The organism is Streptomyces indicus (assembly GCF_900100315.1).
GTDB classification, from domain to species: Bacteria; Actinomycetota; Actinomycetes; order Streptomycetales; family Streptomycetaceae; genus Streptomyces; species Streptomyces indicus.
On sequence record NZ_FNFF01000009.1, the window covers coordinates 242,726 to 257,760 of the forward strand.

Here is a 15,035-nt window from a genome sequence, read left to right on the forward strand (position 1 = left end):
TGAAAGGAATGCCCGGTCCCATGGCCACTCGGCTGAGCGTCATCGTCCCGATCTACAACGTGGAGCGGTATCTGCCCGCGTGCCTCGACTCGCTGGAGGCGCAGACCTTCCGTGACCTCGAGGTCCTGATGGTGGACGACGGTTCGCCCGACGGCTCCGCCGCCATCGCGGCGGACTACGCCGCGCGCGATCCCCGCTTCAAGCTCATCTCCAAGGAGAACGCGGGGCTCGGCGCGGCCCGCAACACCGGCATCTCGCACATCTCCGAAACCTCGGAGTTTCTGACGTTCGTCGACAGCGACGACGTCATCCCGCCGGACGCGTACCGGCTCATGGTCGGCAGCCTGGACGAGAGCGGTTCGGACTTCGCCACCGGCAACGTCTTCCACCTCAAGGGTGAGAAGTCGTGGCAGGTGCCCCTGATGCGGATGCTGGCCGGCGAGGCCCGCACCGCCACCCACATATCCCGCTACGGCAAGCTGGTCGCCGACCGGATCGCCTGCAACAAGGTGTTCCGCCGCGGGTTCTGGGAGAAGCACGGTTTCGCGTTCCCCGAGGGCCGCCTCTACGAGGACACCCCCGTCACCATGCGGGCGCACTACCTCGCCGACGCCGTCGACGTGATCTCCGAGCCCTGCTACTTCTGGCGGCTGCGCGAGGGCGAGTCCGCTCCCTCGATCACCCAACGCCGTACGAGCCCGGAGGGCGTGCGAGACCGCGTCACCTCGGTGATGGAGATCAGCGCGTTCCTCGCGAAGCAGCCGGGCGAGACCTTCGCCCGGTTGAAGCGTGAGTACGACACCCGCGTGCTCATCGACGACCTGCGGCTCTTCCTCAACGTGGTGCCCGACGGCGACGAGGAGTACCGGGCCGCGTTCCTGCAGGCGGCCAACCGCTTCCTCGACAGCATCGACCCGGCACTCGTGATGGCCCTGCCCGCCGAGATCCGGGTGCAGTGGCTCCTGGTCCGCAAGCACCAGCTCGAAGAGCTGATCGCGATGCTGGCCGGTCAGCGGCGCAAGGAGCCCGTCGCGGTCAGCGGTCTGCTGCGCAAGTACGCTTCGTTCCCCTCCTTGGCCGACGCCGACCTGCACTTCCCCAAGAAGGCCCTGCGCATCGACCGGGACCTGCAGCTGCACGCTCCGCTGGAGTCGATCACCTGGCAGCAGGGCAAACTGATGCTCTCCGGCAACGCGTGGATCGACAAGATCGACCAGCCGTCGAAGTCGTCCTCCGTGAAGGTCCTGCAGATCCGCAAGGACAAGTCCCGTCGGCGTCAGCTGCTGCCCGCGCGTAACGTGCTGCGCCCCTCCTGCACCACCGACTCCGGCCAGGACCGCTACAACTACGACTGGGCCGGCTGGGAGGCCGCCTTCGACCCGGCGAAGCTCCGCAAGGGGGGTCAGTGGCAGGAAGGTGTCTGGCACGTCGGACTCGGCATGTACGCCGCCGGCCTGGTGCGCCGCGGAGCCGTCCAGTCCAGCGGCGGCGCCGCCTGCAACTTCCCGCCCTACACGTGGGTCGGCCCCGAGCACCGCATGCTCCCCAGTGTCGAGCGCGGCGCCCTGAAGTTGCGCGTCGAGAAGGTGCGTGCCCTGATCACGGGCCGTGCGCTCGAGGGTGAGCACGTCCGGGTCAGCGGTGAGATCCGCGTACCGCTCGCCGCCGACGAGCGGGTCATCCTGCGCGTCACCAACCAGAAGGGCGCCGAGGTCCACGAGTACCCCGTGGCGCTGTCCCCCGGCACGGAGCACACCCCCTTCACCGTGGACGTGCCGGTGGCGGACGTGGCGCTGACCTTCCACGAAGGTGTGGACGAGAAGGCCCAGCCGGAGCGGCGCAACTGGTCCACCGAGCTGGTGGCCACCGACGCTCGGGGCACGGAGCGCCGGTTCAGCACCGTCATGAAGGAGGGCCTCCCCGACGCCCGCTTCGACCTGCCTGCGTCGTTCGGTGAGCGGGCCCATCTGTGCGAGCTGGCCGTGACCGCCGGCCACACCGGCTATCTGAAGTTCTCCGGCCGCCTGCGGCGCGCGGTGATCGACCGGATCGGTCTCCGCGACGGGAAGATCACCATCGAAGGGCACGCCGATCCGCGGCTCACCGGCTCCGCCTTCTTTCTGAAGCCGCGCGCCCGGTTCGAGGAGCGCTCGGTGGAGGTGCGCTGGCTGGTCGACGGCCGTTTCATGGCCGAGTTCGACCCGTCCACGCTCGGCGGCGACGGCAACGTGCCGTTGCGGGCCGGCCGCTGGAACCTGTGGCTGCGCCCGCAGGACGCCAACGACCCCGACGTGCCGTTCGTCACCGACCGTCTTGCCATGGACCAGTTCCCGCTGAAGGCCGAGCTGAACGGCCGTCTGTACTGGTTCGAGAACCGTTGGGGCGACTTCCCGCAGCTCAACTGCCGCTCCGAGCTGAGCGATGTGGAGCGCGGCCCGTTCCGGCAGCAGCAGATGCGCCGGGAGGTCTACCAGCCGCTGCTCACGGAGCCGCTGAAGGACCAGGTCTTCTACCTGAGCTACAACGGCAAGCAGTACTCGGACAGCCCGCGCGCCATGCACGAGGAACTGGTCCGCCGCGGATCCGGCCTCAAGCACCTGTGGGCCGTGCGGGACGGCCAGGTGGTCCTGCCCGAGAACACCGAGCGGGTCCGCATGTGGGGCCGCGAATGGTACGAGGCACTGGCCACCAGCCGCTACATCGTCACCAACGCGCATCTGCCCGACTGGATCGAGCGCCGTCCCGGCCAGGTCATCGTGCAGACCTGGCACGGCACCATGCTCAAGAAGATCGGGCACGACATCGACACCCTGCACTTCGACCGCCGCTACCAGGAGAAGCTCGCCCTGGAAGCCAAGCAGTGGAGCCTGGTCGTCTCGTCGAACCGGTTCAGCACCCCGATCCTCGCGCGGGCCTTCTCGTACGACGGGGAGATCCTCGAGGCGGGCTACCCGCGCAACGACTACCTGTACTCGGCGGACCGTGACGCGATCGCCGACCGGGTCAAGGAGCGCCTCGGCCTCCCCAAGGACAAGAAGGTCGTCCTGTACGCGCCGACCTGGCGCGACGATCAGGCGCACAGTGCGGGCCAGTACCTGTTCGATCTGCGGATCGACCTCGAGGACGCGCAGCGCCGCCTCGGCGACGACCACGTCCTGCTGGTGCGCCGCCACTCCAACGTGGTGGACGCCGTGCCGGGCGCGGGCAACGGGTTCGTATGGGATGTCTCGGAGTACCCGGACATCGCGGAGCTGTACCTCGCCGCGGACATCATGATCACGGACTACTCCTCGGTGATGTTCGACTACGCGCACCTGAAGCGCCCGATGCTGTTCTTCACGTACGACCTGGAGCACTACCGGGACACGCTGCGCGGGTTCTACTTCGACTTCGAGAAGGACTCCCCCGGTCCGCTGATCGGCACGTCGAAGGAGCTGGTGGACGCGATCCGCGACATCGACCGGGTGTCGGCCGAGTACCAGGAGCGCTTCGACCGCTTCCACCACCTGTTCTGCGACCTGGACGACGGCAGCGCGTCCGCGCGGGTCGTGGACCGGATGCTGGAGCAGGCCCGCGAGCTCTGATCCGTACGCCGTGAAAGGGCCGGGGCCCGGAGGATGTCCTCCGGGCCCCGGCCCTTTCGCACGCTGCGGGCCCGCGCACGAGGGCGGACCCGCGGAAACGTCACTTCTTACGGACGGTCTTCACCGCGAACTGGCTCAACACCGTGTAGTACGGCCGCAGTTCGGTCCTGACCACACCCGGGCGCGGCGCGCTGCCGGTCACCGTGCGCGCGGCCTTGCGCGCCGCCCTGGCCACGAAGGCCCGGCTCGGCGCCGTCCCGGTGGACAGCACCGGCCGGGGGAAGGTGAACACATCGGTCGGCTGCAACACGTCGGTGGCCAGCTTGCCCAGACTCACCCGCGGTGCGTCCGCGGCCGGGCGCAGCCAGAAGTCCCAGATGACCTCGGCCTCCTCACCGTGTTCGGCGACGAGCCGCGAGCAGTCGATGTCGGCGGCGAACAGGTCGCCCCCGGCCCCGCGTACGGGGAAAGCGAGCACACGCTTCTTGTCGGCCCGGCAGACCCCCTCGAGGACCGCGCCCGGCCCGAGCTGCGCACCCCACAGCCGGGCCTGGAGCGCGATGGTGCGCTCGTCCACCCGCACCGGCCCGACTTCCACGTGGACCTCGCGCAGCACGCTGCGCAGGCGCAGTCCGCCGTCGTCGTGCCGGTGGGGCAGCAGCAGGGCCATGGACGGGCCCTGCCGGCGGGGCAGTTCGACGGAGAGCAGGTCACGGGTGTCGCATCCGTAGCCGTCGGTGTACAGGGGCACTTCGCGGCCCGCGTCCGTGACCAACGAGGACTCCCAGGTGCCCTGCGGCAGTCCGGCGTCCCAGGCGACCACCGCGTCGCCGGCGGATGACATGGGGAAGCGGCGCTCCTCGCCGTCCTTGCCGGTCCGGCGCAGCAGCAGCTCGGCGCTCCGCACGGAGCCGGGGAGCCGGCCGACGGACACGTGCACCGAGCCCTCTTCGTCGACGCGGGCGGTCGCCCGGCTCGGCAGGGCCTTGCGGGCGAAGGCCTCGTCGAGGATCGCCTCGAACCGTTCGCGGCTGGCCTGCTCGTGGAAGCGCTCGGCGTTGCGCACCGCAGCGGCGGCCATCTTCTGCCGGCGCTCGTCGTCCTGGATCAGCTCCAGGATCGCCCCGGCCATCGCGCCGGCGTCCCCGCCGGGCACGATCAGGCCGTCCTCGCCGTGCGTGAGGATGTTGCGAGGCCCGTGGTCGGCGTCCGTGCTGATGACGGGCAGGCCGGCGGCCATGGCCTCCACGATGACGTTGCCGAACGCCTCGCGCTTGGAGGGCAGCACGAAGAGCGTGCCCTTGGCGAACTCCGGCGAGACCGGCGCGTACTCGCCCATCAGGAGGATCCGGCCGGACAGTCCCAGATCCTCGATCCGGGCACGCAGCTTGGCCTTCTCCGTGCCGCTGCCGTAGATGCGCAGGGTCCAGTCCGGTTCGCTCTCGAGCACCTTGGCGAAGGCCTCGACGAGCGTCGCGTGATCCTTGTTGACGGTCAGATGTCCGGCCGCGACGACGACCTTGTTCGTGCCCTTGGAGCGCACCGGGGCGGCCGGCACGCAGTTCGGCATGACGGCCAGGCGGTTGCGGACGGCCGGCACCAGGTTCCCGATCGAGACGACCTCTTCGGGGGTGAGCGCGGTCAGCGCGTCCAGGAACCGGTAGGAGGGGAAGAGTTTCTTCTTGATGTCCGCCGCATAGATCGAGGGCATCGAGTGCTCCTGGGTGACCTTGAGGAAGTCGCCCTTGGCCTGCGCCAACATGATCGTGTTGCGCGGGCTGGAGCTGACGACGACATCCGCGTCCGTCGTCTCGAACCACTCGAGCAGCCGGAGCTCGGCGAGCCGGCTCACCACCGGGGTCTTGGCCCCCGTGTTGAGCGGGTAGACCAGCGGGAACTTGTCCACCAGCGGGTTGTCCACGTCGGATGCGGCCGCGTGGGGGCGCAGATCGCTCAGGACGCGTACGCGGACGCGGGGATCGAGCGGGAAGTACGACTCGTCACGCACCTTGCGCAACGCGACGATCTCCACCTCGTGGCGGTCGGCCAGTGCCCCCGCCAGGTTCTGGGTGGCGCTGACCACCCCACCCATGTGGCACAGGTCCCGGACCAGAAACGCGATCTTCACCTAGTGGCTTCACTTTCTGCGCGGCGCAGTGAGATCCACTTGCCGCCTATACGGCACAGGCGGCAACCCCTCACCTCTTCAACGAAACCTACACACGACCTCCCCCGAATCGGGACGGTCGTTCGATCACAGTTACGACTCACGTTCCGGGGAAAAGGTTGTGCCCGGCATCGAAGAGGGCCGCGGGCCCCCGAAGGTTCCCACGGCCCTGGGGTTTCGGCCCGGCCGGACGCGTACCGCCGGTCACCCGGCCGGATACCTACCGTCGGTCAGAACGCCTCGAAGTCGTCGAACTCCTGCTGCGCCTCGTCCCGCGCCGCCTGCCGGTCGGAGCGGCGCTGGGCGGCGGGGCGCGGCGCGTCGAAGCGGTGGTCCTCGCCGCGGCGGCCCAGCATCTCCGCGCCCGTCATCACGGACGGGTCGAAGTCGAAGACCACCGCATTGTCCTCGGGGCCGATCGCCACCGCGTCGCCCGCGCGGGCACCGGCCTTCATCAACTGGTCCTCGACACCGAGGCGGTTGAGCCGGTCGGCCAGGTAGCCGACGGCCTCGTCGTTGTTGAAGTCGGTCTGGCGCACCCAGCGCTCCGGCTTGTCGCCGCGTACGCGGAACACCGGCTCGCCCTCGAGCTCCTCGCGCTGCACGGTGAAACCGGACTCGTCGACGGCCTTCGGGCGGATCACGATCCGCGTGGCCTCCTCGACGGGCTTGGCGGCACGCGCCTCGGCGACCAGGCCGGCCAGGGCGAACGACAGCTCCTTGAGGCCCGTACGCGCGACGGCGGACACCTCGAACACGCGGTAGCCGCGGGCCTCCAGGTCCGGGCGGACCATGTCGGCGAGGTCCTTGCCGTCGGGGATGTCGATCTTGTTGAGGACGACGATGCGGGGCCGGTCGTCGAGGCCGCCGTACTGCTTGAGCTCCTCCTCGATGATGTCGAGGTCGGAGATCGGGTCGCGCTCGGACTCCAGCGTCGCGGTGTCCAGGACGTGGACGAGGACGGAGCAGCGCTCGACGTGCCGCAGGAACTCCAGGCCGAGGCCCTTGCCCTGGCTGGCGCCGGGGATGAGGCCGGGCACGTCGGCGATGGTGTAGACGGTCGAACCGGCCGTCACCACACCGAGGTTGGGCACCAGGGTGGTGAACGGGTAGTCGGCGATCTTCGGCTTGGCGGCGCTCAGGACGGAGATCAGCGAGGACTTGCCGGCGCTCGGGTAGCCGACGAGCGCGACGTCCGCGACCGTCTTGAGCTCCAGGACGATGTCGCCGAAGTCGCCGGGCTCGCCGAGCAGCGCGAAGCCGGGCGCCTTGCGGCGCGCGGAGGCCAGCGCGGCGTTGCCGAGCCCGCCGCGGCCGCCCTGCGCGGCCACGTACGAGGTGCCGTGCCCGACCAAGTCCGCGAGCACGTTGCCCTGCTTGTCGAGGACGACGGTGCCGTCCGGCACGGGCAGGACCAGGTCCTGGCCCTCCTTGCCGGTGCGGTGGTCGCCGGCGCCGGGCTGGCCGTTGGTGGCCTTGCGGTGCGGGGAGTGGTGGTACTCGAGCAGCGTGGTCACGGACTGGTCGACGGTGAGGATCACATCGCCGCCGCGTCCGCCGTTGCCGCCGTCGGGCCCGCCGAGCGGCTTGAACTTCTCACGGTGGACGGAGGCACAGCCGTGGCCTCCGTTACCCGCGGCGATGTGCAGCTCGACGCGGTCCACGAAGGTGGTCATGGTGGGGTGCCTCCAGGTGATCCTCCCGGCACGCCGCCGAGAGATATACGGATTTGTCTTACGTCTAACACGGCAAAGGCGGACCTGCTTCCCGCCAGGGGAAGGAGGCCCGCCTTCGACAGTTCGCTCTACGAGTCCTGATCTCTCAGGTGCTCAACGGTGCGCTGATTGCTCAGGCAGCCGGAACGATGTTCACGACCTTGCGGCCACGGTGGGTGCCGAACTGCACCGCACCGGCCTGCAGGGCGAACAGGGTGTCGTCGCCACCGCGGCCGACGCCCGTGCCCGGGTGGAAGTGGGTGCCGCGCTGGCGGACCAGGATCTCACCGGCGTTGACGACCTGACCGCCGAAGCGCTTCACGCCGAGCCGCTGAGCGTTGGAATCGCGACCGTTCCGAGTGGACGATGCGCCCTTCTTGTGTGCCATCTCTCCTCAGTCCCTTACTTCGCAGCCGTGGGGATGTCGGTGACCTTGATCGCCGTGTACTGCTGGCGGTGGCCCTGACGACGGCGGTAGCCGGTCTTGTTCTTGTAGCGAAGGATGTCGATCTTCGCGCCCTTGTGGTGGTCCACGACCTCGGCCTGGACCTTGATGCCGGCCAGCACCCACGGGTCGCTGGTCACGGACTCGCCGTCGACCAGCAGCAGGGTCGAGAGCTCGACCGTGTCGCCGACCTTGGCGGTGGAAATCTTGTCAACCTCAACGATGTCGCCCACAGCAACCTTGTGCTGGCGACCACCGCTGCGCACGATGGCGTACACGCGGATCTCACTCTCTCTGACTCGAAGCTGGTCCTCGCAGTCCAGCCGCCCACCTCGGGCAGGCGGCCTCTCCTGGTAACCGAGACCGGGAGGCTTCCGGGCCGAACTTCGCAGAAGGATCCGGAAGGAAAAGGTTTACGAGGCGATGGCGCGCAAGGAACACGCCGACGGTCAAGGTTACGGGGCGTCGCTGCGAGGGTCAAACCGGGCCCCCGGCCGCCTCGCAGGACGCCGCTGGGGCACGTCGTAAGGACCGCGCGGCCCCACCATGATGGCAGCTCAGGCCGCCCCGTAAGCCCGGCTCAGGCCGCCCCCGCGATCACAGCTCAAGCCGCCCCGTAACGACCGCGCGGCCCGCCCCGGGACACCCGGGACGGGCCGCGACACGGCAGCGGAACGGTCAGTCGTCGGCCGAGGCCGAGACGGACGGCAGCGTCTGCTGCTCGGCCGCCGCGGTCTTCTTGGCCGCCGCCTTCTTCGTGGTCGCCTTCTTGGCGGCGGTCTTCTTGGCCGCCGTCTTCTTCGTGGCCGCGGTCTTCTTCGTCGCGGCCTTCTTGGCGGTGGCCTTCTTGGCCGACTTGCGCGCGGCCTTCTTGGCCGGCGCCGCCTCCTCGCCCTCCGCCGCGGCCTCGGCCCCGGCGGTCGGCTGCGGCTCGGACCCGGCGGCCTCGCCACCGGACGCGCCCTCGCCACCGGCCGCGGGCACGACCAGCACGGCCGCGTCCGCAGAGGTGGTCGGCGCGGACGCCCTGCGCACGGCACGGCGCCGCGGACGGGCGGGAGCCGCGCTCTCGGCCGCCGGTGCCTCGGCCTGCTCCTGTACGGACTCGGCCGCGGGCTGCTCCGCGGGCGTCTCCTGCACGGGCTCCGCCACGGACGCCGGTGCGGGCTCCGTCACGATGACCTCGGCCGGCTCCGCGGCCGCCTTGGGCGCACCCGCCGGGGCGGTGGCCTTCCGGGTGGCCCGGCGGCGCGTACGGCCCTTCGGCGCGGCGTCCTCGGAGACCTCGGCGGTCTGCGCGGCCTCGACGGCCGGCTCGGTCGCCTCGGCCTTGACCGGCTCCGCAGCCTTCGGCTGCTCCGCCTCGGACCGCTCGGCCTTGGGCTCGGCAGCCTTCGCCTCCGACGCCTTCGCCTCGGACACCTTCGGCGCACCCGCCGGCGCGGACACCTTGCGGGTGGCCCGGCGCCGCGAGCGGCCGCGGGACGCGGCGGCCTCGGCCTCGGCCGGGCTGGAGTACAGCTCCTCGTCCGGCCGGAACTCGGGCTCGTCCAGCTTCACCGGGGCAGCGGCCTCGGCAGCCACCTCGGCCTCCGTCTCGACGTGCTCGGCAGGCTCGGCGGTCTTCTCGGCCGCCTCCTCCACCGCGTGCGTGTGCTCGTGGTGCTCGGAGCCGCCCTTGCCGCGCTTCTTGCTGCGCTTGCCGCCGCCTCCGCCGGAGGTGGTGGCCTGCTCCATGTGCACGATGACACCGCGGCCGTTGCAGTGGACGCAGGTCTCGGAGAAGGACTCCAGGAGGCCCTGGCCCACGCGCTTACGGGTCATCTGCACCAGACCCAGCGAGGTGACCTCCGCGACCTGGTGCTTCGTACGGTCGCGGCCCAGGCATTCGAGGAGCCGGCGCAGGACCAGGTCCCGGTTGGATTCCAGGACCATGTCGATGAAGTCGATGACCACGATGCCGCCGAGGTCGCGCAGTCGCAGCTGGCGCACGATCTCCTCGGCCGCCTCGAGGTTGTTCCTCGTGACGGTCTCCTCGAGGTTGCCGCCCTGGCCGGTGAACTTGCCGGTGTTGACGTCGACCACGACCATCGCCTCGGTCTTGTCGATCACCAGCGAGCCGCCGGACGGCAGCCAGACCTTGCGGTCGAGCGCCTTGGCGAGCTGCTCGTCGATCCGGTACGTGGCGAAGACGTCGACCTCGGAGGTCCACTTCTGCAGCCGGTCCGCCAGGTCGGGGGCGACGTGCGAGACGTAACCGTGGATGGTGTCCCACGCCTCGTCACCGCTGACGATGACCTTCGAGAAGTCCTCGTTGAAGATGTCGCGCACGACGCGGACGGTCATGTCCGGCTCGCCGTACAGCAGGCTCGGCGACGAGGTCGAGATCTGCTTGGACTTCTTCTGGATGTCGGCCCACTGCGCCTGGAGGCGCTCGACGTCACGGCGCAGCTCGTCCTCGCTCGCGCCCTCGGCGGCGGTGCGCACGATGACGCCCGCGTCCTCGGGGACGATCTTCTTGAGGATGGTCTTCAGACGCGCGCGCTCCGTGTCCGGGAGCTTGCGGCTGATGCCGGTCATGGAGCCCTCGGGCACGTACACGAGGTAGCGGCCCGGCAGCGAGACCTGGCTGGTCAGACGGGCGCCCTTGTGACCGATCGGGTCCTTGGTGACCTGGACGAGCACCGACTGGCCGGACTTCAGGGCGGATTCGATACGGCGCGGCCCGTTGGCCATGCCGAGCGCCTCGAAGTTGACCTCACCGGCGTACAGGACGGCGTTGCGCCCCTTGCCGATGTCGATGAACGCGGCCTCCATCGACGGCAGCACGTTCTGGACCTTGCCCAGGTAGACGTTGCCGACGTACGAGGTGGCCTGCTCCTTGTTGACGTAGTGCTCCACGAGCACGTTGTCCTCGAGGACGCCGATCTGGGTGCGCTCGCCCTGCTGACGCACCACCATGACGCGCTCGACGGCCTCGCGGCGCGCCAGGAACTCGGCCTCGGTGATGATCGGCACGCGGCGGCGGCCCTGCTCGCGGCCCTCGCGGCGGCGCTGCTTCTTGGCCTCCAGACGCGTGGAGCCCTTGATGGACTGCACCTCGTCGCTGGCCTGCTCGGCCTCGGACTTCTTGGCGCGCGGCTCGCGCACCTTGACGACCGTGCGCTCCGGGTCGCCGTCGCCCGGCTCGGTGTCCACAGAGGTGTCACCGGCGCGGCGGCGACGGCGGCGACGCCTGCGGCTGCTGCTGCTCGAACCGCCCTCGCGCTCGCCGTGCGCGTCGCGTCCCTCGTCCTCGTCGGCGTCGTCCGGCTCGTCGGCGCTCTCGTCCTCGGCCGAGTCGTCGGCGGAGTCCGCGGACTCCTCGCCGTCGCCGTCCTGGTCGGAGGCCTCACCGCGACGGCGGCGGCGGCCGCCCCGGCGGCGGCGACGGCCCGAACGGCCGCCCTGCTCGTCCGTGTCCTCGCTGTCTGCGTCGGAGGCCTCGGCGCCGTCCTGATCGTCGGCGTCCGCGTCCTCCGCGGACTCGGCGGGCTCGACGGTCTGCGCGGTCTCGGCGGCGGGCTCGGTCTGCTCACCACGGCGGCGGCGACGGCGACGCGACCCGGTGGGCGCCTCGACGGCCTCATCGGCCTGCTCGGCGCTCTCGTCCTCGTCCTGCGCCTCGGCGGCCTCGGCAGCGGCGGCGGCCGCGGCGCGCTCGGGCGTCTGGAACATGGGCTCGGTGAAGACCGGCGCCTGGAAGACGGCGACGGCGGGCCGGCGCGCGGCGCGCGGCGCCTCCTCGGCGGTCTCCTCCTTGGCCTCGGCGGCGGCCGGCTCGGAGAAGAGCGCGGCGGACTTGCGGGTGGCGCGGCGACGGCCCCGGCGGGGCGCCTCCTCGGCCTCGTCCTTCGCCGACTCGGCGTTCTTCTCGGCAGCCTTGCGGGCGCCCTTGTCCGTGCTCTTCACGGCGCTCCCGTCCGCGCTCTTCGCGGCGCTGCCGTCCGTGTCCGCCACGGGCTGAGCGGCCTCGGCCTGCACGGCCTCCGGCTCCTCGCCGCCCACCGGCGCACCCGCGGGAGCGGTGGCCTTGCGGGTGGCACGACGACGCGTACGGCCGCCCTTGGCGGGCGCTTCCTCGGCGGTCGGCGCGGCCTCGGCGACCGGGGCCTGTTCGGCCTCGGCGGCCGCAGCAGGCTCGGCCGCGGCGGGCTCCTCGACAGCCGGCTCGACGGCCGGCTCGGCGGCCGCGGCCTCGGGAGCCGACACCTTGCGGGTGGCGCGACGGCGCGTACGGGCGCGGGGCGCGGGCTCCTCGGCGGCAGGCTCGGGGGTCTCCTCGACCACCGGCTCGGCGACGGCGGCGGTCTCCTCGACGGCCTCCGCCTCGTCCTCGTCATCGGCGACCGGGGCGGCGGCGACCGGCTCGGTCACGGGTGCGCTCTCGGCGCTCTTGGGCGCACCGGCGGGCGCGGAGGCCCGACGGGTGGCGCGGCGGCGGGTCCGCGCGGGTGCGGCGGACTCCTCGGCCGGCTTCTCGGCGGACTGCGCTCCGGCCTCGGCCTCGGCCACGTCCGGGACCACGGGGTCCTCGGCGGCGACCGGCTCGGCGACGGCCTCGGTGGCCGGTATGGCCGGCGCGTCCGATGCGGCGGCCTCGGTGGTCGCTGCGGCCGGCGGTCCCGCCGGGCGGGACGCGGCGCGGCGTCGGCGGCGCGGCGGCAGCTTGTCGCCGGGTGCGTTGTTGTTCTCGGCGTCCCCGGACGTACCGGGTTCGTCGGCGTTCTTCGGCTCGAGCATGCGGGCGGTTCTCCCGTCACGCTCCCGGGCGCCGCGCCGGTGCCGATGACGTCCACGGCCCGGGCGTGAGAACCGAGGCCGCTCGTCCGGCAGGCGCGGGCGCCGCACGGGAGCTGTATGTGTCTGTCTCGCCGGTTCCGGTACGCGGTGTGCGCACGGCCTGGCGAAAGTCTGGTGGTCGGTGCGCGGCCCGACCCAGGTGGCTCCCGAGTACGAGGGCTGCGCGTACGGCGACCGTCCCTGCGCGGGACCTTCCCGGAATCTGTCGGGGATTACCCCGTCAGATCACTGGCCCAGCGCTGCCGCGGCGGTCGGCGCGGCGTCCTCTTGGGTGGAGGGCGCGGCCGCCTCGCGGTCGGGCGCGAGCGGGTCGGTCACCGTGCCGGACTCCTCATCGAAGGGCCCCTGGGCCAGCCTGGTCACCGCTGCGGGGACCGGCGGCACCAAGTCGGCTACGGCTCGGAGACCGGACAGGACGTCGTCGGGTCGTACGGCGGGCGTTGCATGCCTTACAACCAGCCGCAGTATCGCACAGGGCCCGGCGCCCGGCCTATCAGCCCGGGGTTCGAGTGCCTGCAGATCGGCGACGGCTGCGCGGGCGTCGAAGGTGCGCATCCCGTTCTTCGTGAGCCGCCCGACCTCGACGGTCTCGGCGGCGAGGAAGGTCTGCACGGCGGCTTCGGCCTGCGCGAGCTCGACTCCGTCGAGCCTGAGCTCCCAGACCGAGGCCTGGAGCCGGTCCGCGAGACCCGAGGTGCGGGCCTCGACCGCCTCGGTGATGTCGAGCCCGTCGGGCAGCGACTCGTCGAGGAGGACACGGAGCTGCGCGGGGTCGCGCTTCTCCGTCAGGGCGATCTCCAGGTACTCGGCCTCACTGCCCGTGCCGGTGGGTGCGGCATTGGCGTAGGACACCTTGGGGTGCGGCGTGAAGCCCGCCGAGTACGCCATGGGGACCTCTGCGCGACGCAGAGCGCGCTCGAAGGCGCGCTGGAAGTCGCGGTGGCTGGTGAACCGGAGGCGGCCGCGCTTGGTGTAGCGCAGTCGGATGCGCTGCACCGCGGGTGCGGGCGGCGGGCCTTCGGGCTGTCGCTTGCCCAGTGTCGTCAGTCCTTCGTGAACTTCACCGCCGCCGCATTCGGCAGCGGCTGATGGTGTGCAGGTGCGGTCGTACTGCTACCTAGAGTACGTGCCTGGGCCGCGGCTGGTTCCCGCCGGGCCTTTTGTACGGGGATGGGCTCGGGCTCCGGGCGCGGCGCCCCGAACACCATGCGCCGGAAGTCCGCACGCGCCTGACGTGCGCTTTCCCGCGCCGCCGTGAGGGCTTTGCGCGCACTGCGGCCGGCTTCGCGCACCGCCTGCCCCACGGGCCTGAGCACCGCGTCCCGTACGAAATGGCCGACCGGCGTCAGGACGGTCCGGTACGCCCAGCGCACGGGCTCCACGAAGATCCAGCGCAGCAGGGTGCCGAGGGCGCGTCCGACGGTCCGCGAGATCCGTCCGGCGATCCGCCAGGCGTGCCCGAGCGCGTCCCCGATCTCGCGCCCGACGACCGCGAGCGCCTTGCCGACGGGCACGAGCACCCACCGCCACAGGGCGACGAGCGGCACGACGAAGATCCACCTCAGGAGCGTGACGAGCCCGCGCCCGACGGGCGTGAGCACGTACGCGTACAACCACACGGCCGGCACGACGAACAACACCCGCCCAAGCCAGGCGAGCCCGGCGACCGAGACGGCCCCGAGCCAAAGGAGCCCTCGGCCGACGGGCGCGAGCACGTACTGCCACAACGCCACCCACGGCCACACGAACAACGCCTTGCCGACCCACCCGAGCCCGACCCCGGCCATCCGCCCCAACCAGGCCAGGCCATGCCCGAGGGGCGTAAGGACATACGCGTACAACCAAACGGCAGGCACCACGAACAGCACCCGCCCCAGCCAGCCGATCCCGACGCCCACCGGCGCGAGCACGTACCGCCACAACGCCACCCACGGCCACACGAACAACGCCTTGCCGACCCACCCGAGCCCGACCCCGGCCATCCGCCCGAGCCACAACAGCCCATGCCCGACGGGGACAAGCACCTGCTCCCACAGGAACACGGCAGGCACCACGAACAGCACCCGCCCCAGCCAGGCCAGCCCTCTGCCCAGGGGCAGCAGCAGAGTCCGCTGCACGAACTTCCCGCCCACGACCAGCGCGTCCCACACCATGCGCACCGGCACGACGAGCACGAGCACGACGATCCGTACGGGAATGCGCACCGCGGCCGCTATACACCCCTCGGGCTCACGCGCCGGGGGCGGCGCCGGGGACGCCTGGGGTGCCTTCTCGAGGTCCAT

The 15,035-nt window shown here is 71.4% G+C and carries 8 protein-coding genes; 1 reads left to right on the forward strand and 7 read right to left on the reverse strand.

Going from position 1 to position 15,035, the window contains the following annotated elements:
• Positions 1 to 20 precede the first annotated feature (20 nt).
• The gene (locus BLT97_RS22875) at positions 21 to 3,584 is read left to right on the forward strand and encodes a bifunctional glycosyltransferase/CDP-glycerol:glycerophosphate glycerophosphotransferase (protein ID WP_093613103.1); all 3,564 of its coding nucleotides are present in this window, start codon (positions 21 to 23) and stop codon (positions 3,582 to 3,584) included.
• 100 nt (positions 3,585 to 3,684) lie between these two features.
• On the opposite strand, the gene BLT97_RS22880 is transcribed toward BLT97_RS22875, so the two are convergent.
• From BLT97_RS22880 to BLT97_RS22910, 7 genes are all read right to left on the reverse strand, one after another.
• Positions 3,685 to 5,712 (reverse strand): glycosyltransferase, encoded by a 2,028-nt coding sequence (locus BLT97_RS22880; protein WP_245769486.1) that lies wholly within the window; start codon positions 5,710 to 5,712, stop codon positions 3,685 to 3,687.
• A gap of 269 nt (positions 5,713 to 5,981) precedes the next feature.
• Positions 5,982 to 7,427, reverse strand: coding sequence for a GTPase ObgE (gene obgE, locus BLT97_RS22885; protein WP_093613105.1), 1,446 nt, complete (start codon positions 7,425 to 7,427; stop codon positions 5,982 to 5,984).
• 172 nt (positions 7,428 to 7,599) lie between these two features.
• The gene (gene rpmA, locus BLT97_RS22890; protein WP_093613107.1) at positions 7,600 to 7,854 is read right to left on the reverse strand and encodes a 50S ribosomal protein L27; all 255 of its coding nucleotides are present in this window, start codon (positions 7,852 to 7,854) and stop codon (positions 7,600 to 7,602) included.
• Between the two features lie 14 nt (positions 7,855 to 7,868).
• Positions 7,869 to 8,189 (reverse strand): 50S ribosomal protein L21, encoded by a 321-nt coding sequence (rplU, locus tag BLT97_RS22895; protein WP_093613109.1) that lies wholly within the window; start codon positions 8,187 to 8,189, stop codon positions 7,869 to 7,871.
• Between the two features lie 400 nt (positions 8,190 to 8,589).
• Positions 8,590 to 12,693 (reverse strand): Rne/Rng family ribonuclease, encoded by a 4,104-nt coding sequence (locus tag BLT97_RS22900; protein WP_093613111.1) that lies wholly within the window; start codon positions 12,691 to 12,693, stop codon positions 8,590 to 8,592.
• Positions 12,694 to 12,978: 285 nt separating this feature from the next.
• Positions 12,979 to 13,749, reverse strand: a complete 771-nt coding sequence (locus BLT97_RS22905) for a TIGR03936 family radical SAM-associated protein (RefSeq protein WP_093613113.1) — start codon at positions 13,747 to 13,749, stop codon at positions 12,979 to 12,981.
• 47 nt (positions 13,750 to 13,796) lie between these two features.
• Entirely contained in the window at positions 13,797 to 15,035 is a 1,239-nt protein-coding gene (locus BLT97_RS22910) for a hypothetical protein (protein ID WP_093613115.1), read from the reverse strand.

Bases quoted from the DNA above. Each gene is read 5' to 3' on its own strand.
- BLT97_RS22875 (WP_093613103.1), top strand. From the start codon at position 21: ATGGCCACTCGGCTGAGCGTCATCGTCCCGATCTACAACGTGGAGCGG.
- BLT97_RS22900 (WP_093613111.1), bottom strand. From the start codon at position 12,693: ATGCTCGAGCCGAAGAACGCCGACGAACCCGGTACGTCCGGGGACGCC.
- rpmA (WP_093613107.1), bottom strand. From the start codon at position 7,854: ATGGCACACAAGAAGGGCGCATCGTCCACTCGGAACGGTCGCGATTCC.
- obgE (WP_093613105.1), bottom strand. From the start codon at position 7,427: ATGACCACCTTCGTGGACCGCGTCGAGCTGCACATCGCCGCGGGTAAC.
- BLT97_RS22910 (WP_093613115.1), bottom strand. From the start codon at position 15,035: ATGGACCTCGAGAAGGCACCCCAGGCGTCCCCGGCGCCGCCCCCGGCG.